We start from the raw sequence: 19790 nt of genomic DNA, 5'->3' as shown, positions 1-19790 counted from the left end.
AGCGCTGACGCCGTACGCGGCTCGTGAGGCCGACGCCGCGTCCGAGACGGCGACGGAGATCGCGCTCAACGCCGTACGGATTCACGGCGGTTACGGCTGTTCGACGGAGGGCGACGTGGAGCGGTACTTCCGGGAGCCACCTCTGATGATCGTCGGCGAGGGGACGAACGAGATCCAACGGAACGTGATCGCAGCGCAGTTGGTGGCCCGAGGCGGTCTCGATGCCTGAGCAGCCGCAGCGGGAGAGCACATACGTCCGGCTCGCCCGGGAGCTGCGGACGGCGATCCTGCGGCACGACTATCCCGACGGCGTCCGGCTGCCCACGGAGGCGGAGCTCGCCGAGACGTACGGGGTGAGCCGGCAGACCGTGCGCCGGGCGTTCCAGGACCTCGTCACCGAGGGGCTGGTCTACCGGGTACCGGGACGCGGGACGTTCGCCACGCCCCGCGAGGAGCAGTACCTGCGGCAGTTCGGCTCGGTTGACGATCTGATGGGGCTGTCCATCGACACCCGCATGGACGTGGTCACGCCTCTGCATCGGCGGGTCGACGTCGAGGCGGCGGGGCGACTCGGCCTCGACACCGACCGGGTGCACAAGCTGGCCTTCCTCCGGCTGCACGACGACGTGGCCTTCTGCCACACCTCCGTCTGGCTGCCGCCCGCCGTGGGCCAACTACTGGAGAAGGTCGAGGAGTTGACGCTGCCGGGCTCCTCCAACGCCTTCACCGTCATCGGGCTGCTCGACCAACGGCTGCCCGAACCGATCGCCGAGGCGGAACAGAGCATCACCGTCGCCGAGGCAACCCCCGAGATCGCCCAGCACCTCGGCTGCGAACCCGGCCGGGCAGTGCTGCGTATCGACCGCGCGTACCAGACCGTCGGCGGCCGGCTCGTCGAGCTGGCCATCAGCCACTTCCTGCCCGAGCACTACTCGTATCGCGTGCGGCTGCGGCGCAGCGGCCAGTGATGCCCTGCATGCCTGTCAGAGACGACTCAGTCGGCGTGAACTCTTCGGCAGGCGCACCCCAGCTGGTTCAGCTCTTTCTCACCAGGGCAGCGGACCACCAGCGTCGAAGAAGCCGCCGGTCGGACCGTCGGGCGCGACCTGCGCCATGCGCACGATGATCTCGGCGGCCTGCTCGACGGTCTGGGTACCCGTGTTGTCGTTCAGGTCGGTCTTCGTGAAGCCGGGCTCGACGGCGTTGATACGCATGTCCGGGAATGCCTTCGCGAACTGCACGGTGATCATGTTCACCGCGGTCTTGGACGTCGGGTAGGCGATGCCCGGGTAGAAGTGCGCGGGGTGTTCCGGGTCGGAGAGATGGGTCAGCGAGGCCAGGCCGCTGCTGACGTTTACCACGACCGGTGCGGACGAGCGCCGCAGCAGGGGCAGGAAGGCGTGGGTGACGCGGATGACGCCGAAGACGTTCGTCTCGAAGGTGTTCCGCATCTGGTCGGCGGTCACCGTCTCGGCGGTGGGCACGCTGTTGCCCTCGCCCCTGGTCTCGATGCCGGCGTTGTTGATCAGTACGTCGAGGCCCCCGTCGGCCTCGACGGTCTTGGCCGCGGCCTCGACCGTCGCGTCGTCGGTGACGTCGAGGAGGACGAAGCGCGCACCCAGCCGCTCGGCGGCCCGGCGGCCGCGCTCGGCGTCACGGGCCCCCACGTAGACGGTGTGACCTGTGGCGATGAGTCGGCGTGCGGTCTCGTGGCCGATGCCCTTGTTGGCTCCGGTGATCAGTGTTGTCGTCATGCGTCCAGGCTCCGGCGCGGCGGCATCATCAGCCAGAAGACCCTTCTTCCTGGGACTGCGGGTACCAGGCACGGGCACGGCGCACGGTGTTCACTGAGGGGATGACGGCGACAGAACTCGGACAGGCTCTGCGGCGCTGGCGCGACCGGGTCTCCCCGGAGGCGGCGGGGCTGCCCGCGGGCGGCCACCGGCGCGCGGCCGGTCTGCGGCGCGAGGAGCTGGCCCTGCTGGCCGGGATCTCGGTCGACTACATCACTCGCCTGGAGCAGGGCCGGGCGGCCAACCCCTCCGGGCAGGTCGTCGAGGCGCTGGCCCGGGCGCTGCGGCTGTCGGGGGACGAGCGGGCGTATCTGTACAGGCTGGCGGAGCTGGTGCCGCCGGGTCCCGAGCTGGTGCCCGGGCACATCACGCCCAGCGTCCAGCGGCTGCTGGACCGGCTGGTGGACACGCCCGTCGCGGTGTCCGACGCGGCGATGACGCTGCTGGTGGCCAACCCCATGTACGGGGCGCTGATGGGTGACCCGTCCGGTCTGCGCGGTTTCGAACGCAACGGTGTGTGGCGCAACTTCCTCGGTTGGCCGACCCGGGTGCGGCACACCCCGGACGAATGGCGGGCCTTCCAGGTCGGCATGGTCTCCGAACTGCGGACGACCGCCGCCCGGTATCCGGCCGATCGTCAATTGCGCTGCCTGATCGCGGAGTTGCGCGCCAAGAGCGAGCGGTTCGCCGAGTTGTGGGAGTCGGGTGTCGTCGGCCGTCTGGAGGCCGCTCGCAAGACGGTCGAGCATCCGCAGGTCGGTCTGGTCACGCTGGACTGCGACACCCTGCGCGTGGAGAACAACGACCTGCACATCATCGTCTACTCGGCCGAACCGGGCACCGAGGCGGCAGAGAAGCTGGAGCTGCTCTCGGTGGTCGGCACCCAGAGTCTGGCCGAGTAGCGCGACCGGAACGGCTGTCGGGGCATCTCCTCCATCTCGTCGAGCCTCGGAAAGCGGCGTGCGGTCGAACGCTCCACCCCGGGCCGCGAAATGTCGGGCCGAGCAGCGGGTGGAGCGGTTCCACGAAGCGGCCCACCCGCTCGCCGGGACGAGATCCGGGGCTGGTTACTGCGCCAGCGGCTTCACCGGCGACCGACGCCTGTCACGCTGACCTTCGGCGTGCCGCGCGCCCAGCGGCACCCTGGGCGCCGGATGCGAGAGCCCGGCGTATCGCCCGGGTCACGATCGGGGGCAGCAGGTCCACGCCGATGCGGCGGGCCCGGGATCGCGGTCGGCGGGGCGTGGCAGCGGGAGCATGGCCGGCCGGCGTCGAGGACTTCGGCTGCTCGGGCCCCGTGTAGTACCGGGAGCGCGGGAAGGGCGGCGCCTGCATCCCCTTGTGGGCGCGGGTGCGGACCAACCGGTGGCCCGCGGCCTCCTGGACGCTCAGACCGACGTCCGTACGGGCCCTGAGCATCGTCAGCAGCTCTTCCTGGACGGGCTCCGGGTCGCCCCAGGTGCCGTACAGCTTCTGGGTGCTCAGGCAGATGGGACGCAGCCCGCGGTTGAGCACCGCCTCCCAGGTGGCGACCGAGACGCCGGGAGTGTGCTCGGAGCGGAAGTCGTCGAGGACGACGATGCCGTCCGGGAGCAGCAGGTCGCGGGCCGCGCCTATGTCGTCGTGGACGTGTTCGTACAGGTGCGAGGCGTCTATGTGGACGAAGCGGCAGCTGTCCGCGGCCACCTCCTTGGAGATCACGGAGGTGGGCGCCTCGATCACCGTGGGCAGGTTTCCGTGGAAGGCCAGGTAGTTGCGTTCGAAGGCCTGCCGGGTGAGCGAGGCATACGACTTCGCCGTCTCTGCGCGGTTGGCCCCGTCCGGTGCCTCGCCCCCGAACAGGTCGCAGACCGTGAACTCCTCACCGTCCTGGCGGTGGTGACCGAGCAGGACGGCGCTCTTGCCCATGTAGGCGCCCAGCTCCACCAGGTCGCCCCCGAAGCCGCGCGTCTCCTGCCGTTCGAGGAACCAGGTGAACAGGGTCTGGTCCAGCGGCGGAAACCAGCCGGGGACGTCTTTGAGCTCGCCGGGATTCGTGTCGGTTGCTTGAACAGTCGCCATGAATCGAGTGTGCTCACTGGGAACCGAACAAACTGTCGCTCGGCTGAACGTCCAGTGAACACCTCGGCGTGCCCGGGCGCCCGCGCGGTTACACCCGCAGGCCATGCAGCATGTCGGTCACACGGGTGGGGTCCTCGGGGCCCAGGTGTCCCGCGTCGGGGATGCTGCGGACGGTGAAGCGGTTGTCCGGGGTGAGGTCGTCGGCCTCCGCGATCATGCGGTCCTGGAGCTGGGCCGCGACGGTCCTGTCCTTGCCGAACCGCAGGTAGGTGCGGGGGATCCGGCCCCACGCCTCCGCCCGGCCCACGGCCCGGCCGTCGTACGCGGTCATCGACTCGTCCGTCTGCATGCCCTCCAGCACCCGCAGGAACGCGAGGTCCGAATAGTTGGCGCAGATCATCTCCTTGAACACCGCGAGGTCCCGGCGGTCGGATGTACGCCAGTTGAGGCGCAGCACGCCCAACTTCGAGGGGTCTCCGACGAGTTGGTCCAGTGGAGTGATGGCGTGCTGCCCTTCGGGCGAGGCGGCGCAGGCGTTCAGGGAGGGCATGCTCCGGCTCGGGCAGAACGCGGCCATGTAGCAGATGTGCGCGAGGAGTTCGGGCACGGCACTGCCGACCCTGCTGACCGAGACGCCTCCCATACTGTGCCCGACCAGCACCACGGGGCCGCCCAGCCGGGCGGCGCGGCGTACGACGCCGGTGACGCGCCGCTCGTAGTCGTCCAGCGTGAGGGCGGCGATGGGCGAGGCCTCCGTGGCAAGGGCAGGCAGGTCCTGTGTCTGGTACGCCTCGGGCATGAACCTCTCGGTGCCGTGCAGGGGTTGGTCGACGGCGATGACGCGGTGTCCGCGGAGCGCCAGTTCGCGGCCGATCGCCGTCCAGAAGGCACCTGCGCTGTGCGTGCCGTGGACCAGGACATAGGTGCGTACGGCATGACGGCGGCGAGACCCGAGGCCGTCCGCGTCCGCCGCGCTCGCGTTCGGCACACCGAGGCCGGCGGCGAGCGCGGCACCCCCGATCCCTGCCGCGACCCGCATCACGTGCCGCCTGCCAGTGACGTTCTTGTTGTCAGCCATGACCATGACGCTACGAGGGCCGTCGGCCACCCGGCATGGGCCTGAACACCCGGCCGATGGTGGACCTCCCAACACCGTGGGAGGTCCGTTCTCGGCATCGGAGAGGTTCTTGCCCTGAGCACCGCAGAACTGGTCCACCGCTGCTGCTACGACCGCACAGCACAGCCCGGGTCCTCACCCATGGCTGTTGGACCGTGGCCGCCGGGGCAGTACACGGCGGCGTGCGCCCCGGCGCCTTCGCCAATCCGCACGTGACCCTGGTCCGCGACCACCTGCTGCAGGCTGCACGGGGCTGGTAGGCGTACGGGACGGTACTCGTTCGCGCCCGCGCGGGCGGCACTCGCCGCTCACTTCCCACCGGGCCGCCCACTTCACGCCAGGGCTCCTCGCGCCACCGCGAGGGCCTGTTCGGCGAAGCCGCGGCCGAAGAGCACAGCGTGCACCAGCAGCGGAAACAGCTGATGCAGAGCGATCCGGTCCGCCCACCGGTCCGCGAGGGGCGCCACCTGCTGGTAGCCGTCGAGTACGTGCTCCAGGTGCGGACAGCCGAAGAGGTGGAGCATCGCCAGGTCGGTCTCCCGGTGCCCGCCGTGCGCGGCCGGGTCGATCAGCCAGGCCTCCCCGTCGGCCCCCCAGAGCACGTTGCCGTTCCACAGGTCGCCGTGCAGCCGGGCGGGTGGTTCGGCGGGCCCCGCCAGTTCCGGCAGCCGCTCGCAGACCCGCTCGACCGCGGCCGCCTCGGCGGGGCGGATCGTGTCCCGGTCGACCGCGCCGCGCAGATACGGCAGCACACGCTGCTCGGCGTACCAGTGCGGCCAGTCGGCGCCGGGAACATTGCGCATCGGGGCGAGCCCGATGTATGCCTCGACCGGGCCACCGGGCGGTGGCGCGCCGAACGCCGGTGCGCCCGCGGCATGCAGGGCTGCCAGTCCACGCCCGAACCGTTCCGCCGAGCGGGCCGTGGGTCTGCCCGGCGGGACCAGGCCGGTCACCAGCCAACGCGCGTCGTACCCATGGACGTTCACAACGGCGACCGCGCCGGCATCGGCCAGCCAGCGCAGTCCCGCCGCTTCGGCCTGTACCGCGCCGGGCGGGTCCGCCCGCTTGACGATCACGGACTGCCCGCCGTCCAGGCCGACTTCGGCAAGCGCACCGGACAACCGGCGCTCGCTGCGCACCGAACGGCCGGTGATCCGGGCCGCAGCCGCGCCGGGACCGGCGTCGCCGTCCTGTGTGGAAAGGGAGCTGATGTGCACGGACACCAGCCTAGGTCCGCCCCGGCGTGACGGGAGTCAGTCCAGGTCCTCGTCGCCGCTGTCGCCGTTCGCGGCATACGGATGGACGTACCGCTCGTCGTCGAAGGGGATGAACCAGTCCTGGACGGTGCCGTTGCCGATGCCGTCCACGGCCGGGGTGTACAGCCACTCGTGGTCCATGTCCTCGCACACGCCGTCGGCGAAGATGTGCAGTGCCGTCTCGACCTCGTCGCTCAGCAGCTCGTAGAGATCCGCTGTCGCCTCCGCCTGCGCGACGAGGAACTTCAGCAACAGTTCCTCGGCCAGGCAGCTCGGCCGGCCGAAGTCCGGCTGGGTGAGACGGCCGGTCATGGTCACGGCGGTGACGGTGAGACGGCGCACGAACAGGACGGTGTACTGCAGGCCGAGCTGCGGGGGCAGCTCGTCGAGGATCATGAACGGCGCGTCGGCCTCGGCGACGGTGGGGCCGTCCTCCTCAAGGCCCGCGAGATCCGTGAACAGTTCGTCGACCAGAAGATCGATGGCGTACACGAGAGCGCCGGCGGCCACTTCCGCCGCCTCACGGCTGACGATCCCCTCCTCCTCGCCGTCGGAGTGGCCGAACGCCTCGAGCGGGAAGGCCCGCAGACTCGGCGCGAGGGCGCGGAGCCTGCTCCGCATGTCCTCGGCCTCGGCCGCCTCGTCGACACGGCCGGTGCCGCCGGAGGGCTCGGCCTCGGCGTGCCGGCGGGCCCGTTCCGCGGGGTCCGCCGGCGGGGCGTCGGGGCCGTCGGCCGCGTCGAGGCTCTCCTGCAGCAGTTCCGGGTGCAGGTCCACCCCGCAGCGGGTGATCTCCCAGTCGGCGAGCGGCTCGGTCCGTTCCAGCAGCTCCGCGACCACCTCACGCGCGGCGTCCTCGGCGAATTCCAGTGCCGGAGCGTCGATGAAGAGCTTGAGCAGGGCGCCGCCGGGGTGGACGGCGATGACGTCGTCGACCAGGTCGACTTCCATCCCGTCGGGTCCCTCGATGGCCGCGATCGAATCGAGGCCCCTGCGCAGCAGGAAGACGACGCCCTCCCGTTGAAGAACGTCGAGCTCCGGGGCGCCCTTGGGAAGGTCCATGTCCACAGTCACCGCGTATGTCACACGATCATGGTGCCCGAATGGCGGCACCTCGGGGAGAGGAACCCTGCCGGAACCCTCTTTGCATGACCATGCGAGATGATGCATACTCTTCCTATGTCCAAGGTCCTCACCTCCCTTCCCGCCGGCGAACGCGTCGGCATCGCCTTCTCCGGCGGTCTCGACACCTCCGTCGCGGTCGCATGGATGCGCGACAAGGGCGCCGTCCCGTGCACCTACACCGCCGACATCGGTCAGTACGACGAGCCAGACATCGCCTCGGTGCCCGGTCGTGCGAAGACCTACGGTGCCGAGATCGCCCGCCTGGTCGACTGCCGTGCGGCACTGGTCGAGGAGGGCCTGGCGGCGCTCACCTGCGGGGCGTTCCACATCCGCTCGGGCGGGCGCGCCTACTTCAACACCACTCCGCTCGGCCGCGCCGTCACCGGCACGCTGCTGGTGCGGGCGATGCTCGAGGACGACGTCCAGATCTGGGGCGACGGCTCGACCTTCAAGGGCAACGACATCGAGCGGTTCTACCGCTACGGCCTGCTCGCCAACCCGCACCTGCGCATCTACAAGCCCTGGCTGGACGCGAATTTCGTGACCGAGCTCGGCGGCCGCAAGGAAATGTCGGAGTGGCTGCTCACGCACGGCCTGCCCTACCGCGACAGCACGGAGAAGGCGTACTCCACCGACGCCAACATCTGGGGCGCCACCCACGAGGCCAAGACCCTGGAACACCTCGACACGGGCGTTGAGACCGTTGAGCCGATCATGGGCGTGCGGTTCTGGGACCCCGAGGTCGAGATCGTCACGGAGGACGTGACGATCGGCTTCGACCAGGGCCGCCCGGTGACGATCAACGGCAAGGAGTTCGCCTCCGCCGTCGACCTGGTGATGGAGGCCAACGCCATCGGCGGCCGCCACGGCCTGGGCATGTCCGACCAGATCGAGAACCGGATCATCGAGGCCAAGAGCCGCGGCATCTACGAGGCGCCCGGCATGGCCCTGCTGCACAACGCGTACGAGCGCCTGGTCAACGCGATCCACAACGAGGACACCCTCGCCCAGTACCACAACGAGGGACGGCGTCTGGGCCGCCTCATGTACGAGGGCCGCTGGCTGGACCCGCAGGCGCTGATGATCCGTGAGTCGCTGCAGCGCTGGGTCGGCGCGGCCGTCACCGGCGAGGTGACCCTGCGGCTGCGGCGCGGTGAGGACTTCTCGCTCCTCGACACCACGGGCCCGGCGTTCAGCTACCACCCGGACAAGCTGTCGATGGAGCGGACCGAGGACTCCGCCTTCGGCCCGGTGGACCGGATCGGCCAGCTGACCATGCGCAACCTGGACATCGCCGACTCCCGCGCCAAGCTGGAGCAGTACGTCGGTCTCGGTCTGATCGGCACCGGCAGCCCCACCATCGGCGCCTCGCAGGCGGCCGCGACCGGGCTGATCGGCACCATGCCGGAGCTGCCGGAGGGCGGCGCCGAGGCGATCGCCTCCCGCGGCGAGGTGTCCGAGGCGGACGCGCTCCTTGACCGCGCCGCGATGGAGTCCGGCACGGACTGAGCCGTAGGGCACGAAGGGCTCGTCGATGGGGATGCGCCACGTTCCGGTGGCGCGTCCCCATCGTCACTTCGGTCGGGTCAGGCGCTCCGGTGTTCTGCCGTCATGCGCAGCGCTGCGAGCACGTCCTCGTCCGTCAGCTGTCCGAACTCCTCGTAGCACAGGCCCACGGACGTGAAGCCGGGCGGCCGGTGCAGGCAGAACACCTCGTCGGCCTCGGCACGCATCCCTTCCGCCGCCTCCGGTGAGCCGACCGGCACGGCCAGCACCACGCGGCGGGGCGACTGACGCCGTACACAGCGCAGGGCTGCGCGGGCCGTTGAGCCGGTCGCCAGCCCGTCGTCCACGACGATCACGGTCCGGCCGGTCAGGTCGGGGGCGGAACGGTCCTGCCGGTAGAGGCGTTCGCGGCGGCGGAGCTCCTCGCGTTCCCTCTTCACCACGGAGGCGAGCGACGACTCGCTGAGGCCCAGGTAGTCGAGGGTGCGCCGGTCGAAGAGCGGATCCTCCTCACCCACGATCGCACCGACGCCGAACTCCTCGTGGCCCGGAACACCTATCTTCCGCACGACCAGCACGTCGAGCGGGGCGTCGAGCACCCGCGCCACCTCGTGAGCCACGGCGACGCCTCCGCGGGGCAGCGCCAGGACGACGGGGTCGGGCAGGGCGCCCTTCTCCTGCTGGATCCGCAGCCGCTCGGCCAGTTCCCGTCCGGCCTGCCCGCGGTCATGGAACTGCATCGCGGTCGCCACTCCTTTCCATGGAGACGGCCCCCTCCTCCGGTGCCCCGCGTACCCCTCACGCGCCGGTCGACGCCCCGGGGCTGTTGATCCCGTGGACCCGTGGACCCGTAGAAGACCCGTAGACCCCTTCAGTGGTTCGGTGCCGCCTTGCCGATGTCCGTCAGCGCGGGGTGCGGGTTCTCCGTAGCGGCCAGGTCGCCGAGGCTGATCACACCGACCGGACAGCCGCCGTGCTCCACGACCGGGAGGCGGCGCACGGCGTGCCGGCGCATCAGCTCGATCGCCCGGTCGGTCGTGTCGTCGGGCGTCAGGGTCGCCACGGGCGGTGGCGTGCACACGGATCCGACGGTCGTCACGGCCGGGTCGCGGCCCTCGGCGAGAGCACGGATCACGATGTCACGGTCGGTGAGCACGCCGAACAGATCGACGTCGTAGGCCACCAGCACGTCTCCGACGTCCTGCTCACGCATCACGCGGGCCGCGCGAGCCACCGTGGTCATGGGCTCGACGGCGGCCGCGCCGGACGACATCACGTCGCGTACTTTCCGGGTCATGGTTCCTCCCAGGTCCTGGATCGGCGAGTTCGGACACGTCGCCCGCGTAGCCCGCAGCGGGCCCCGTAAACCGCTCACGGATGCTGGCTGATCCACCGGCCGGCCGTCAGCGCAGTCCGGGAAGGCGGCCCAGTTCTCCGATCTTCAGCAGGCGGGCCAGGACGAGATGCGCCAGAGCCAGCGCGAGTGTTCCTGCGCCCAGATCGGCCGCGACGGCCCAGGTGCCACTGCCCAGGAGGCCGGCGCAGGCGTGTGCGGTGGCCCAGCCCACGGTCGCGGCCAGAGCGGCGGCCGACAGCAGTTTCAGATAGGTGCGGCGCAGGGTTCCGTCGTCGAGGCGGGCGCCGGTCCTGCGGCGCAGCAGCCGTGCGGTGAGCGCGAGGCCGGCCAGGTAGGAGAGGGTGTAGGAGCCGGCCATGCCGGTCACGGACCAGCGGACGGGCAGCAGCACATGGCAGGCGGTGGCCAGGGCGATGTTGACCGCGGCGATCGAGACGGCCATGAAGAACGGGGTGCGGGTGTCCTCGAAGGCGTAGAAGCCGCGCAGCAGCAGGTACTGCGCGGAGAACGGGATCAGGCCGAGCCCGAACGCCTGCAGCATGTGTCCTAGTGGCTGCGCGGTGGTCGGGTCGGCCGCGCCGTGGGCGAACAGCAGCACGGCGATCTGCGGGCCCAGCGCGAGGAAGAGGAAGGCCGCGGGCACGATGACGACACCGCTGACGCGCAAGGCGCGGGACAGATCGGCGCGCAGGTCCGCGACCCGGCCCTCGGCGGCGGCCCTGCTCATACGGGGCAGCAGCGCGGTCACCAGGGACACCGTGACGATCGACGTGCCCACACGGCCAGCGCGGTGCCTGCGCCGAGCACGCACACCACCAGGGTCACCAGGCGCTGCTCGTAGGCCCGGCCGCCGTCCGGATGTGTGGTGCGCGCGCGGACCAGTTGGGGCACCAGGACGGCGTTGAGCGCGCCACCGACCAGCAGTGTGTACAGGCTGGTCGGCACCGTGTTCGCCGTGTTGTAGGTACTGGCCAGCAGGCCCGTGCCCAGTGCCGCGGCCTGCAGGATCTGCCGTATCAGCCCCGTGGCACGTGAGACGACGGTGGCCAGCGCCATCAGCAAGGACGCCCGGGCCGGTCCTCCCTTCGCCGCTTCCCTCCGCGGAGCGGCATGGCGCCGACCTGTCGGTTCGCCTGTCTGTTCGCCTGTCTGTTCGCCCGACGGCGTGGTCAGCGTCGCGGGCTGTTCCCCCTGTGTCATGCACCCAACCTATGCCGTCAAGATCCTCACGATCCATGGCCCCGTCGCCGCAGCCGGTCCGCGCACTGCCGCATCAGGAGCCGGTCTTCGGCGAACCAGCCCTGCCAGGGCTCGTCGAGCGGCAGCCAGGCCGCGGGCTGGCCCTCCTCGGGCGTCAACCCCGTTCGCCGGTCGAGGACTTCGAGAAAGGTCACGCCCACAGTGGCCGACCAGTCGGGGTGATAGGAGCGGACCGTGACGGCCGCCGGCTGCTCAAGGAGCCCGGCCCGGACGCCCGTCTCCTCCAGCAGCTCCCGGCGCGCCGCTTCCCGCGGCGTCTCGCCGGGGTCCACCTTGCCTCCGGGCGGCACCCATCCCCGCCAGCGGTGCCGCACCAGCAGGACCTGCGTCAGCGTGCTGTCGAAGACCCACACCTCGGCGGCGAACGGCGGGTTCAGCGCCGCCTGCGGGTGCAGCAGCCGCTCCAGGGCGTTGTCGTACACGGCCACCGCCTGCCGCGCATCCCGCACTGCGGCTTCGAGGGTGCGGGGTTCGATGCGGTGCGGTGTCATCTGCCGGAGGGTACGGCGAGCCTCTGACAGTCGCGCTTCCCGCTACGGCCCCTTCCCACCGGGCGTCCGGCTGCATACCGTTCGGCCCATGGATCTGGATCACCAACAGGATGCGTCGGTACGGCATTTCGACCACTGTCCGTGGCTGTTCGCCGAGACCGCGACCGAGGAGCAGCGGCACGCCCAGCGGGCGCGGCAGCAGGCGGTCGGCGGGGACAGCGGGATCGGCGAACGGTGCTACGTCGCCCATTCCGCGGCGGTCCTCCCGGACCGGCTGCGCCTCGGCGACGACTCGTACATCGCCGCGCACGCCTATGTCACCGGGGAGTTGACCACCGGCGCGGACTGCACGCTCAACCCGTTCACCACGGTGCGGGGCGCGGTCGTGCTGGGCGACGGCGTACGGATCGGCGCACACACGTCACTGCTCGGCTTCAACCATTCGATGGCACCCGATCGTCCGGTCTTCCAACAGCCGCTCAGCAGCAGGGGGATCAAGGTCGGGGACGACGTGTGGATCGGCTCGCACGTGGTTGTGGTGGACGGGGTGACCATCGGCGACCACTGTGTCATCGGCGCGGGAGCCGTCGTCACCAAGGATCTCCCGGCGTGGACGGTGGCGGCCGGGAACCCGGCACGTCCCCTTCGCGACCGCCGGGACTCCCCCAGCACGGCTCCCACCGCTCCGGCCCTCCGAGGCCCGCTGGCCCGGTTCGCCGACACCGCCCGCGCGCAGGCGCCCGACATCCTGGCGCGCTGCTGGGACGGCGAGCGCTACGTCGACCGTCCCGGTAGGACACCGACCGTGCGGGCGCACTGCGACGCCGTGGAGATCGCCGACCTGCTCCTGGGCTCGGCGCCCGAACAGTTGCCCACCGACGAGCATGTACGGCGGCTGCACAGCGCCCAGGATCCGCAGACCGGTCTGGTGCCGGAACTGGGCGACCCGGCGCCCGCGACGGACGACGACGGCTTCGTCGGTGAGGGAGCCGCGCTCTACCACATCCTGTCGGTCGGCTATGCGCTCGACCTGATGGGCACCTCCTTCCCTCATCCGGTGTGCGGTGTACGGGAGATGACGGCACGTCAACTCGTCGCGCGGCTTGAGGGGTTGCCGTGGCACGACGGCGTGTGGGGTGCCGGTGCCTGGATCGACGCCTGGGCCACGGCCGCGCACTGGAATCTGCGGCGCGGGGGCGCGGACGGCGCCCAGGACAGCGGTGCGCGGGAGGCGTTGTTCGGCTGGCTGGTCACCCGGGCCGACCCGTGGAGCGGCATGTGGGGCAGTGCGGCGCCCGAGGACGGGCGGTTGCAGGTCGTCAACGGCTACTACCGGCTGACGCGTGGCTCCTTCGCCCAGTTCGGGCTGCCGGTGCCGTATCCGGAGCGGGTCGTGGACGCGGTTCTGGACCACGCCCGCGACTCCCGCCACTTCGGCGCGGGCCGGGAGAACGCCTGCAACGTGCTGGACGTGGCCCACCCCTTGTGGCTGTGCAGCCGACAGCTCGGTGCGGGCTCCGGTGGCGACGGCTACCGTACGGCCGACATCCGCGCCTGGGCCGAGCGGCAGCTGGCCGCCGCCCTGCCCCGCTGGCACGACGGCCGTGGGTTCGGCTTCGGCCCCACGGGCATCGGCCCCGAACCTGGTCTTCAAGGCACCGAGATGTGGCTCGCCATCATCTGGTACCTCGCCGACCTGCTGGGCCGCTCCGACGAGCTCGGCTACCGGCCCCGCGGCGTCCACCGCCCCGAACCGGCACGCACAGGCGTCGACCGGCACGTATAGCTCCTCCAACGGCCGCTTCCCGCAGGCCTGTTGCCTGTCGCGGTCGGCGCCACCACGGCAGCACCGCTGCGTCGGTCTCGGTGTTCTCGGCCCGGTGCAGGGCGTCGCTGACGGATCAACCTCGGCGAGGTGTCGGCGGGACGGCTGAGCAGGAAGAACGGCGGGTCCATTTCGGCACGGCGCCTCGAAGCCGGTTCCCGGTCGGCGCGCCGCACTCGACCGCTGGGGAGGCGCCGGCCGCCGGCCGAAGCGCACACGTCAGCCATTCTGTCCGAGAACGAACAGCTGCCCGGACGGCCACCCGGAGGTGTCACGGTGCCCGGAACTCGCGTCCCGGGGCCTCGAAGCCCCCGGCCTGCACCAGCCTTGAGCTGCTTGCTTCTTGACGACTCGACACGGCCCGGACTTCCGTCACGGCGTCTCGACGCGAACGGGGCCATGCATCCGTCCCTCGTTACCGACGGTCCAGATATGGCCAGTTTCAGCCGCGCATCGTGTGCGGTGTGACAAACATCTGTCAGTGTGCGCTTCTTCCAGTGTCGAGTGTTTTCGGTGTCATTCGGGAGGGATGCGTGTGCTGAGACGGGAGACGTTCCGGCTTCCCCGCCATCCGGCTTCGGTCGGCTTCGCCCGGTACCAGGTGCGGCAACATCTGGCCGCCTGGGGGTACGGCACGGGCGAGGACATGACGGAGAGAGTCGTCCTGCTGGCCTCCGAGCTGGCGGCGAACGTCGTCCGTCACGGGCCCATCCTGGAGCGCGAATTCGAGATGGCGGTGACGGCACGGGCCGACGGCTCCTGTTTCATAGCGGTCTCCGACGAGAGTTCCGCACAGCCCGTCCTGCACGACGCGCCGACCGCGGACGACGAGAAGGGGCGCGGTCTGCACCTCGTCGACCAACTCGCCCAGACCTGGGGGGTACGCCCCCGGGGACGGCAGGGCAAGACCGTCTGGGCGGTGGTGCGTCATCCGGGTCCGCGTACCGTCGCCGGCATGCCGTCACCGAGATCGGTGAGTACGACGATCCAGGCTCCGCAGACGCAGCTCAGCTAGATGATCCACTCCAAGGGGTCAGTGGTCGTGGCGATCAGTGAGCGTAGGACGGTCTGCCCGGTGGCGTCGTAGTGCCAGATCGCGGTCGTCCCGCGGTGGCGTCGGCCGTCATCCACCCCGACCAGGCCGACGCGCCCACCGCCGAGGAGACCGACTGGATGCCGATCGTCGAGTGGTACGACGAGCTGGTGCGCCTGACCGACAGCCCCGTCGTCCGGCTCAACCGCGCGGAGGCCGTCGGCTCAACGCCCGCCTGCCAAGGGTGTTCTCCTGGGCGTGTTGATGCGGCGTGGCCGGGTCGTCGGGTGCTCCGGCCACCACGCTCCGGCCGGCAGGTGCGGCCTGGGCCCGCCGCCGCCCGTCGCGTTGGCGGCGGCCGTCTGTCTTTTCCCGTGCTTCTGCGGCTTCAGCCGCTCGGCCGCCGCGGGGTGGTGTGCGGCCGGAAGCATGTGGTGGTTCGCGCCGTCGGGGTGGAAAGGGAGCCCGTGCGGGGCATCGGGTCAGGGGGTCACGGGGTCCGGTGAGACGGTGCGACCGCGTCTCGGCGAAAAAAACAATTGAGATGGCAACCTTTCCGCTCTGAGTGGCCACTTGGGGGTGTACCGACGAGGGCGAGCCGTGGTCAGCGGCGCTACGCCCTCTGTGTCAACACCCGATCGGAGCCCCACGTGTCACCAGACAACCCGAGATCCGCCGAGCAGCCGATGCCTCGGGGTCGCACGCCCCGCCGTAGCCGGGTGCGCCGGCGCTTTGTCGCGGGGGCGGTGGCGGTGCTCGCCGCCTCGGCCGGCGTCGGCGCCCTGGCGCCCAGCGCGGGCGCCGCGCCGACCGTCGGCATCCGTGTGGATGCCGGTACCTCCTTGGGCACGGTGCCCAGCAGTGGTGCCGGCCTCAACACGGGCTTCGGCGATGAGCACATGGGCGACGCCAAGGTGACATCGCTGATGAAGGCCGCGGGAGTTCGGCAGCTGCGCTATCCCGGCGGCTCCGGCGCGGACGACTACCACTGGAAGACCCACACCTCCGGCGACGGCAGCGGCTGGATCCCCTCCAACACCGACTTCGACCACTTCATGGCCACCGCGAAGAGGGTCGGCGCCCAGCCGATCCTGACCGCGAACTACGGTTCCGGCACCCCCCAGGAGGCCGCCGACTGGGTCAAGTACGCCAACGTCGACAAGGGCTACGGCGTGAAGTACTGGGAGATCGGCAACGAGGTCTACGGCAACGGGCACTACGGCGACGGCAAGGGCTGGGAAATTGACAAGCACGCCGACAAGAGCCCGACGGCGTATGCGAAGAACCTGGTCGCCTACGCGAAGGCGATGAAGGCCGTGGATCCGAAGGTGAAGATCGGAGCGGTGCTCACCACCCCCGGCTTCTGGCCGGATGCGGAGAAGGCTCCCGGTGACAGCGCCGACTGGAACCACACGGTGCTCTCCATCGCGGCGAAGTCGATCGACTTCGCCATCGTCCACTGGTATCCGGGCGGCACCACCACGGCCGACCTGCTGAACACCCCCTCCCGGATCGCCGGTGTCAGGTCCACGCTGCGCTCGCTGATCGCCAGGTACGCGGGCTCGAACGCCGCTTCGGTGGAGATCGCGGTCACCGAGAACGGCGCCGTCGGCTCGCCCGCCCAGACCAGCCAGGCCGCGGCCCTGTTCGCACCGGACACCTACATGACCTGGTTCGAGCAAGGCGCCACCCACGTGGACTGGTGGAACCTGCACAACGGCACGGACCAAGCACCCACCACCGTCCACGGCGAGACCGACTACCAGGACGGGGGTGTGCTCTCCGCCGGAACCTGCGCCGGCGGGAAGTGCGAACCGCGGCGCGACACGCCCTTCCCCACCTACTGGGGCATCCGCTCGCTGACCGCGCTGGTGAAGCCTGGCGACACCATGGTCAAGTCGTCCTCGGGCAACTCGTCGGTTGCTGTGCACGCGGTGCGGAGCAGCAACGGCGGTCTGAACGTCATGCTGATCAACAAGAGCCCGCAGAACGCGGCGCAGGTGTCGCTCTCGTACGCCGGATACACCCCGGCCGCAGGGGCGGTCACGACCGTTTCGTATGCCAAGGGAGACACTGCCCTGACGACGACGAAGCGGGGCACGGCGGCCGCACAGACGCTGCCGCCGTACTCGATCACGACTCTTCAGCTGAAGCCCGCGCCGGGGACCGCCGGCGCTGCCAAGCCGACGCCCGCCCCCACGCCGACCGCCCCCACGCCGGTTGTCTCCGCCTCCGGCACGACCGGCACCCGTGCGCAGGGGGAGATCGGCGCACGCGTCGGCCGGCCGACCCCGAGCAGCACGTCCGGCGACCTGGCTTCCACCGGGGCGAGCAACGCTGTCATGTACAGCGCCCTCGGTGGCCTGCTGGTCATCGCTGCCGGCGGCATGCTGACGCTTCGCGGACGTCGCCGCAGGGGTTTGCACGGGAAGTGAGACCGCGTGAGTGACTGACGGCCCGGCAGCAACGCCCCGTTAGGTTTTCGGCGGCTCCGCAACGGGGCCGCCGGCCTCCGGGTCCGGCATGACTGTTGCCCCCTCTCGAAGGCATGACCTGGGGGGTGGTGTCACCGGGCCCGGGGGTGTTCGTCGGAGACGCTGATCAGAGGTCCCGCCACCGTCCGGTCCGGCGCAATGCCGGGCGGTTTGCGGGCGGCAGGTCTGCATGACGTGGATGCGCGAGCACGACACCCGAGCCGAGGCCGGCACCGTCAACACCCCGGCAGGGCCCGTTCAGCGGTCTCATCGCCAGCGGGTGGCACACCTGCGCCGTCACGATGCGCATGTATGTCGACCACTACGTCAGCAAGGTGGCCGGCCTGGCCTCCCCCGGCATCGACGAACTGCGCTGGGTCCAGCCGGTCAGACCCGGCGACAGTCTGTCCCTGCGGGCAACGGTCCAGGATGCCCGAGCCTCGCGCTCCAAGCCTGATCGCGGTCTCGTCACCACCGGCATCGAGGTCCTCGACCAGCACGGACAGACGGTGCTGACCATGAGCGCCATGAACCTCTTCCTGCGCCGCCAGGCCGTCAGCGGGCGAGGATGACGGTTCGCTGCCGCCACCATCCACGTACACCGGTGCAGCACACCTGGGCACTGCCCAGACGCTGTCGCCGGTGCGCGCAGGTCCCGCCGGGTGGAGCAGTCGCGGCGGAGCTCCACCCGGCGGTTTCACAGCCGTTCCGGTGATGTCGCCCGTGTGCACCGCGTCGGAGCCGACCTTGCCGAACCTGTCCCGCAGCCGGGTGCCGACCGGAAGGTCGGGCAGGTCGGCGCCGTCACGGGCGGTGAGGGTGCCGTGTTCCTGGCTCGCGCCGGTCATGACCAGGTTCGGGATGAGGCGGCCGGTCAGGTCGGTGACCAGACCGTAGCCCTGGTCCTGGGCCTGGTCGGCGGTGCCACGGTCGCGGGACATGGCCATCCAACCGCCGTCGGTGATGATCCACCCGTACTCGGGCCGGTGGCCGATGACGGTGACGACCACCGACAGGGCGAGGTCCTGCACCTGGCACACGTCGAGGCCGGCCATCACCAGGTCGAAGAAGATGTAGTTCCCGGCCCGCAGTTCGGTGACCCCGGTGAGGTCGTCGGCCGCGTGGGCGGTGGGGGTGGAGCCGACACTGACGCAGGTCACGGGCAGGCCGGCAGCGCGGAGACGTTCTGCTGCGGCGACCGCGGTGTCGCGTTCGTTCTGTGCAGCCAAGCGCTGTTCCTCGGCGCTGTAGGCGAAGTACGACTCGCCTGCATGGGCGAGCACGCCGTCCAGGCATGCCTCGTCGTGCAGGATGCGGCCAATCTCGGTGAGGGCGGGGTCGTCGGGCTTGAGGCCCCCGCGGTGGCCGTCGCAGTCGATCTCGATCTGGGCCGGGATTGGCTGGCCGGCCTGGCGGGAGGCTTCGGCGACGAATACGGCCTGCTCGATGCTGTCCAGCAGGACCCGCATGGTCACGCCGCGGCGCAGCAGCACGATCACGCGGGGGAGCTTGTGGGGATCGATGCCGACGGCGTAGGTGATGTCGGTGTAGCCGCCGTCCGCGAACGCTTCGGCTTCGGCTTCGGCTTCGGCGAGGGTGGAGACGGTGATCGGACCCGCCTCGTCCACGAGCGCAGCCGTCTGCTCTTCGCCCGTGGCCGGGCGCAGAGGCCGGTGCGGGGTGTGCTGCGGGTCCGGTGTCGGTCATGTGCGTGTCCCTGTTACTTGGCGTAGTTGTAGACGGTGGCCCGGGACACGCCGAGCAGGTCCGCGATGGTCTGTGCGGCCTCTCGGTGATCGAAGTAGCCCTCGCCCTGCAGCTTCCGTACGAGCGCCTTCTTGTTGTCCCGGCTCAGCGACCGGGGAGTGGCGCCGCGCTCCGCGGCCAGCGCCTCCACCGTCCGGCGCAGCTCGCGCATGTTGCGGTCCCGCAGGTTCTCCAGTGGCTGCTCGCGGTGCTCGACGTCGGTGGCCACGAGGTTCGACAACGCCAGCGTCACCGGCGACAGAACGGATACATCAAGGTTCAGGCACAGGGCCGCGACGTACCGGCCCTCGGCGTTCTTGATGCCGATCGACGTGCTCTTCACCGGCCGACCGTCGGGAAATTGGTTGGGATAGTTCTGGATGACGCTCGGGTAGTGCGGATCCGCGATGCGGGCCAGGCCCAGCTCCGTGGCCGAATCCCCGACCTTCCGGCCGGAAAGGTCGTTCTCGATCACCCGGATCGCTTGCTGCGGATCCCGCAGGTCGTGCAGCACCACCTCGCACAGCCCGGGAAACATACGGCCCAACGCCACAGCGATCTTCTCCGCTTCGCGGATGAGGTGCTCATCGGCCTCGTCCGAAGCGGCGGCACGGGGGCCCCTGGTGTCGTCCTGCGGCCTACCAGTCACCGGGTGCTCCATGAACCGCCCCCTCACGAACTGGACGGAAAATCTATCTTTGGACAAGGATGCTAAGGACTTCTCCGAGCCGCGAGCGCCGCCCGTA

16 protein-coding genes and 4 pseudogenes are annotated in these 19790 nt (G+C 70.5%); 9 read left to right on the top strand and 11 right to left on the bottom strand.

Annotated elements, in window-relative coordinates; genetic code table 11:
• Positions 1-4: 4 nt before the first annotated feature.
• Positions 5-229, top strand: a pseudogene (locus tag OOK07_RS39530) (acyl-CoA dehydrogenase family protein); the annotation flags it as partial.
• Complete coding sequence (locus OOK07_RS39525; RefSeq protein ID WP_266801423.1) at positions 222-968, top strand: GntR family transcriptional regulator; 747 nt, start codon at positions 222-224, stop codon at positions 966-968. The pseudogene OOK07_RS39530 and the gene OOK07_RS39525, both read left to right, overlap by 8 nt.
• A 78-nt stretch (positions 969-1046) precedes the next feature.
• On the opposite strand, the gene OOK07_RS39520 is transcribed toward OOK07_RS39525, so the two are convergent.
• A complete protein-coding gene (locus OOK07_RS39520) occupies positions 1047-1754 on the bottom strand; it encodes an SDR family oxidoreductase (RefSeq protein ID WP_266801422.1) in 708 nt (235 codons plus the stop codon).
• 101 nt (positions 1755-1855) lie between these two features.
• On the opposite strand from OOK07_RS39520, the gene OOK07_RS39515 reads away from it, so the two are divergent.
• Positions 1856-2695 (top strand): helix-turn-helix transcriptional regulator, encoded by an 840-nt coding sequence (locus OOK07_RS39515; RefSeq protein WP_266801421.1) that lies wholly within the window; start codon positions 1856-1858, stop codon positions 2693-2695.
• Positions 2696-2897: 202 nt separating this feature from the next.
• Here the strand turns inward: OOK07_RS39515 and OOK07_RS39510 are convergent, their stop codons facing one another.
• The 4 genes from OOK07_RS39510 to OOK07_RS39495 all read right to left on the bottom strand — a co-directional run bounded on the left by OOK07_RS39510 (position 2898) and on the right by OOK07_RS39495 (position 7313).
• Positions 2898-3854: a class I SAM-dependent methyltransferase gene (locus tag OOK07_RS39510; protein ID WP_266801420.1), complete on the bottom strand. Its 957-nt coding sequence runs from the start codon at positions 3852-3854 to the stop codon at positions 2898-2900.
• An 88-nt stretch (positions 3855-3942) separates the two neighbouring features.
• A complete protein-coding gene (locus OOK07_RS39505) occupies positions 3943-4932 on the bottom strand; it encodes an alpha/beta hydrolase (RefSeq protein ID WP_266801419.1) in 990 nt (329 codons plus the stop codon).
• 371 nt (positions 4933-5303) lie between these two features.
• Positions 5304-6188 carry a fructosamine kinase family protein gene (locus tag OOK07_RS39500; protein ID WP_266801418.1) on the bottom strand — a complete coding sequence of 295 codons (885 nt, stop codon included), beginning with the start codon at positions 6186-6188 and terminating at the stop codon, positions 5304-5306.
• Positions 6189-6224: 36 nt separating this feature from the next.
• On the bottom strand, positions 6225-7313 hold the full coding sequence (locus tag OOK07_RS39495) for a hypothetical protein (protein ID WP_266801417.1): 1089 nt from the start codon (positions 7311-7313) through the stop codon (positions 6225-6227).
• Between the two features lie 93 nt (positions 7314-7406).
• Between OOK07_RS39495 and argG the strand changes: the two genes are divergently transcribed.
• Positions 7407-8861 (top strand): argininosuccinate synthase, encoded by a 1455-nt coding sequence (gene argG / locus OOK07_RS39490; RefSeq protein WP_266801416.1) that lies wholly within the window; start codon positions 7407-7409, stop codon positions 8859-8861.
• 77 nt (positions 8862-8938) lie between these two features.
• Here argG and OOK07_RS39485 read toward each other — a convergent pair whose 3' ends face one another.
• The 4 genes and pseudogenes from OOK07_RS39485 to OOK07_RS39470 all read right to left on the bottom strand — a co-directional run bounded on the left by OOK07_RS39485 (position 8939) and on the right by OOK07_RS39470 (position 11966).
• Positions 8939-9598, bottom strand: a complete 660-nt coding sequence (locus tag OOK07_RS39485) for a phosphoribosyltransferase (protein WP_266801415.1) — start codon at positions 9596-9598, stop codon at positions 8939-8941.
• A 131-nt stretch (positions 9599-9729) separates the two neighbouring features.
• Positions 9730-10155 (bottom strand): CBS domain-containing protein, encoded by a 426-nt coding sequence (locus OOK07_RS39480; protein WP_266801414.1) that lies wholly within the window; start codon positions 10153-10155, stop codon positions 9730-9732.
• Between the two features lie 106 nt (positions 10156-10261).
• Positions 10262-11415: pseudogene (gene murJ, locus OOK07_RS39475) on the bottom strand (murein biosynthesis integral membrane protein MurJ).
• A 26-nt stretch (positions 11416-11441) separates the two neighbouring features.
• A complete protein-coding gene (locus OOK07_RS39470; RefSeq protein ID WP_266801413.1) occupies positions 11442-11966 on the bottom strand; it encodes an NUDIX domain-containing protein in 525 nt (174 codons plus the stop codon).
• An 88-nt stretch (positions 11967-12054) separates the two neighbouring features.
• Between OOK07_RS39470 and OOK07_RS39465 the strand changes: the two genes are divergently transcribed.
• The 5 genes and pseudogenes from OOK07_RS39465 to OOK07_RS39445 all read left to right on the top strand — a co-directional run bounded on the left by OOK07_RS39465 (position 12055) and on the right by OOK07_RS39445 (position 17870).
• The gene (locus OOK07_RS39465; RefSeq protein ID WP_266801412.1) at positions 12055-13752 is read left to right on the top strand and encodes an acyltransferase; all 1698 of its coding nucleotides are present in this window, start codon (positions 12055-12057) and stop codon (positions 13750-13752) included.
• Positions 13753-14326: 574 nt separating this feature from the next.
• Complete coding sequence (locus OOK07_RS39460; protein WP_266802253.1) at positions 14327-14806, top strand: ATP-binding protein; 480 nt, start codon at positions 14327-14329, stop codon at positions 14804-14806.
• 119 nt (positions 14807-14925) lie between these two features.
• Positions 14926-15048 (top strand): annotated as a pseudogene (locus OOK07_RS39455) (RNA polymerase subunit sigma-24); the annotation flags it as partial.
• Positions 15049-15543: 495 nt separating this feature from the next.
• Complete coding sequence (locus tag OOK07_RS39450) at positions 15544-17259, top strand: LPXTG cell wall anchor domain-containing protein (protein ID WP_266801411.1); 1716 nt, start codon at positions 15544-15546, stop codon at positions 17257-17259.
• Positions 17260-17600: 341 nt separating this feature from the next.
• Positions 17601-17870 (top strand): hotdog family protein, encoded by a 270-nt coding sequence (locus OOK07_RS39445; protein WP_266802252.1) that lies wholly within the window; start codon positions 17601-17603, stop codon positions 17868-17870.
• A 189-nt stretch (positions 17871-18059) separates the two neighbouring features.
• On the opposite strand, the pseudogene OOK07_RS39440 reads toward OOK07_RS39445, so the two are convergent.
• Together OOK07_RS39440 and OOK07_RS39435 are read right to left on the bottom strand one after the other, a co-directional pair.
• A pseudogene (locus OOK07_RS39440) lies at positions 18060-18935 on the bottom strand (alanine racemase); the annotation flags it as partial.
• 83 nt (positions 18936-19018) lie between these two features.
• The gene (locus OOK07_RS39435) at positions 19019-19705 is read right to left on the bottom strand and encodes a helix-turn-helix transcriptional regulator (protein ID WP_266801410.1); all 687 of its coding nucleotides are present in this window, start codon (positions 19703-19705) and stop codon (positions 19019-19021) included.
• Between the last annotated feature and the right edge of the window lie 85 nt (positions 19706-19790).

It is taken from the genome of Streptomyces sp. NBC_00078, assembly GCF_026343335.1.
Classification (GTDB): Bacteria; Actinomycetota; Actinomycetes; order Streptomycetales; family Streptomycetaceae; genus Streptomyces.
The sequence above is the reverse complement of the archived record's forward strand: the minus strand, read 5'-3'. Positions and strand labels throughout refer to the sequence as shown.

Excerpts from the sequence above, each read along its gene's own strand:
- OOK07_RS39525 (WP_266801423.1), top strand. The coding sequence starts at position 222 with ATGCCTGAGCAGCCGCAGCGGGAGAGCACATACGTCCGGCTCGCCCGG.
- OOK07_RS39520 (WP_266801422.1), bottom strand. The coding sequence starts at position 1,754 with ATGACGACAACACTGATCACCGGAGCCAACAAGGGCATCGGCCACGAG.
- OOK07_RS39515 (WP_266801421.1), top strand. The coding sequence starts at position 1,856 with ATGACGGCGACAGAACTCGGACAGGCTCTGCGGCGCTGGCGCGACCGG.
- OOK07_RS39510 (WP_266801420.1), bottom strand. The coding sequence starts at position 3,854 with ATGGCGACTGTTCAAGCAACCGACACGAATCCCGGCGAGCTCAAAGAC.
- OOK07_RS39505 (WP_266801419.1), bottom strand. The coding sequence starts at position 4,932 with ATGGCTGACAACAAGAACGTCACTGGCAGGCGGCACGTGATGCGGGTC.
- argG (WP_266801416.1), top strand. The coding sequence starts at position 7,407 with ATGTCCAAGGTCCTCACCTCCCTTCCCGCCGGCGAACGCGTCGGCATC.
- OOK07_RS39485 (WP_266801415.1), bottom strand. The coding sequence starts at position 9,598 with ATGCAGTTCCATGACCGCGGGCAGGCCGGACGGGAACTGGCCGAGCGG.
- OOK07_RS39480 (WP_266801414.1), bottom strand. The coding sequence starts at position 10,155 with ATGACCCGGAAAGTACGCGACGTGATGTCGTCCGGCGCGGCCGCCGTC.
- OOK07_RS39470 (WP_266801413.1), bottom strand. The coding sequence starts at position 11,966 with ATGACACCGCACCGCATCGAACCCCGCACCCTCGAAGCCGCAGTGCGG.
- OOK07_RS39465 (WP_266801412.1), top strand. The coding sequence starts at position 12,055 with ATGGATCTGGATCACCAACAGGATGCGTCGGTACGGCATTTCGACCAC.
- OOK07_RS39445 (WP_266802252.1), top strand. The coding sequence starts at position 17,601 with ATGCGCATGTATGTCGACCACTACGTCAGCAAGGTGGCCGGCCTGGCC.
- OOK07_RS39435 (WP_266801410.1), bottom strand. The coding sequence starts at position 19,705 with ATGGAGCACCCGGTGACTGGTAGGCCGCAGGACGACACCAGGGGCCCC.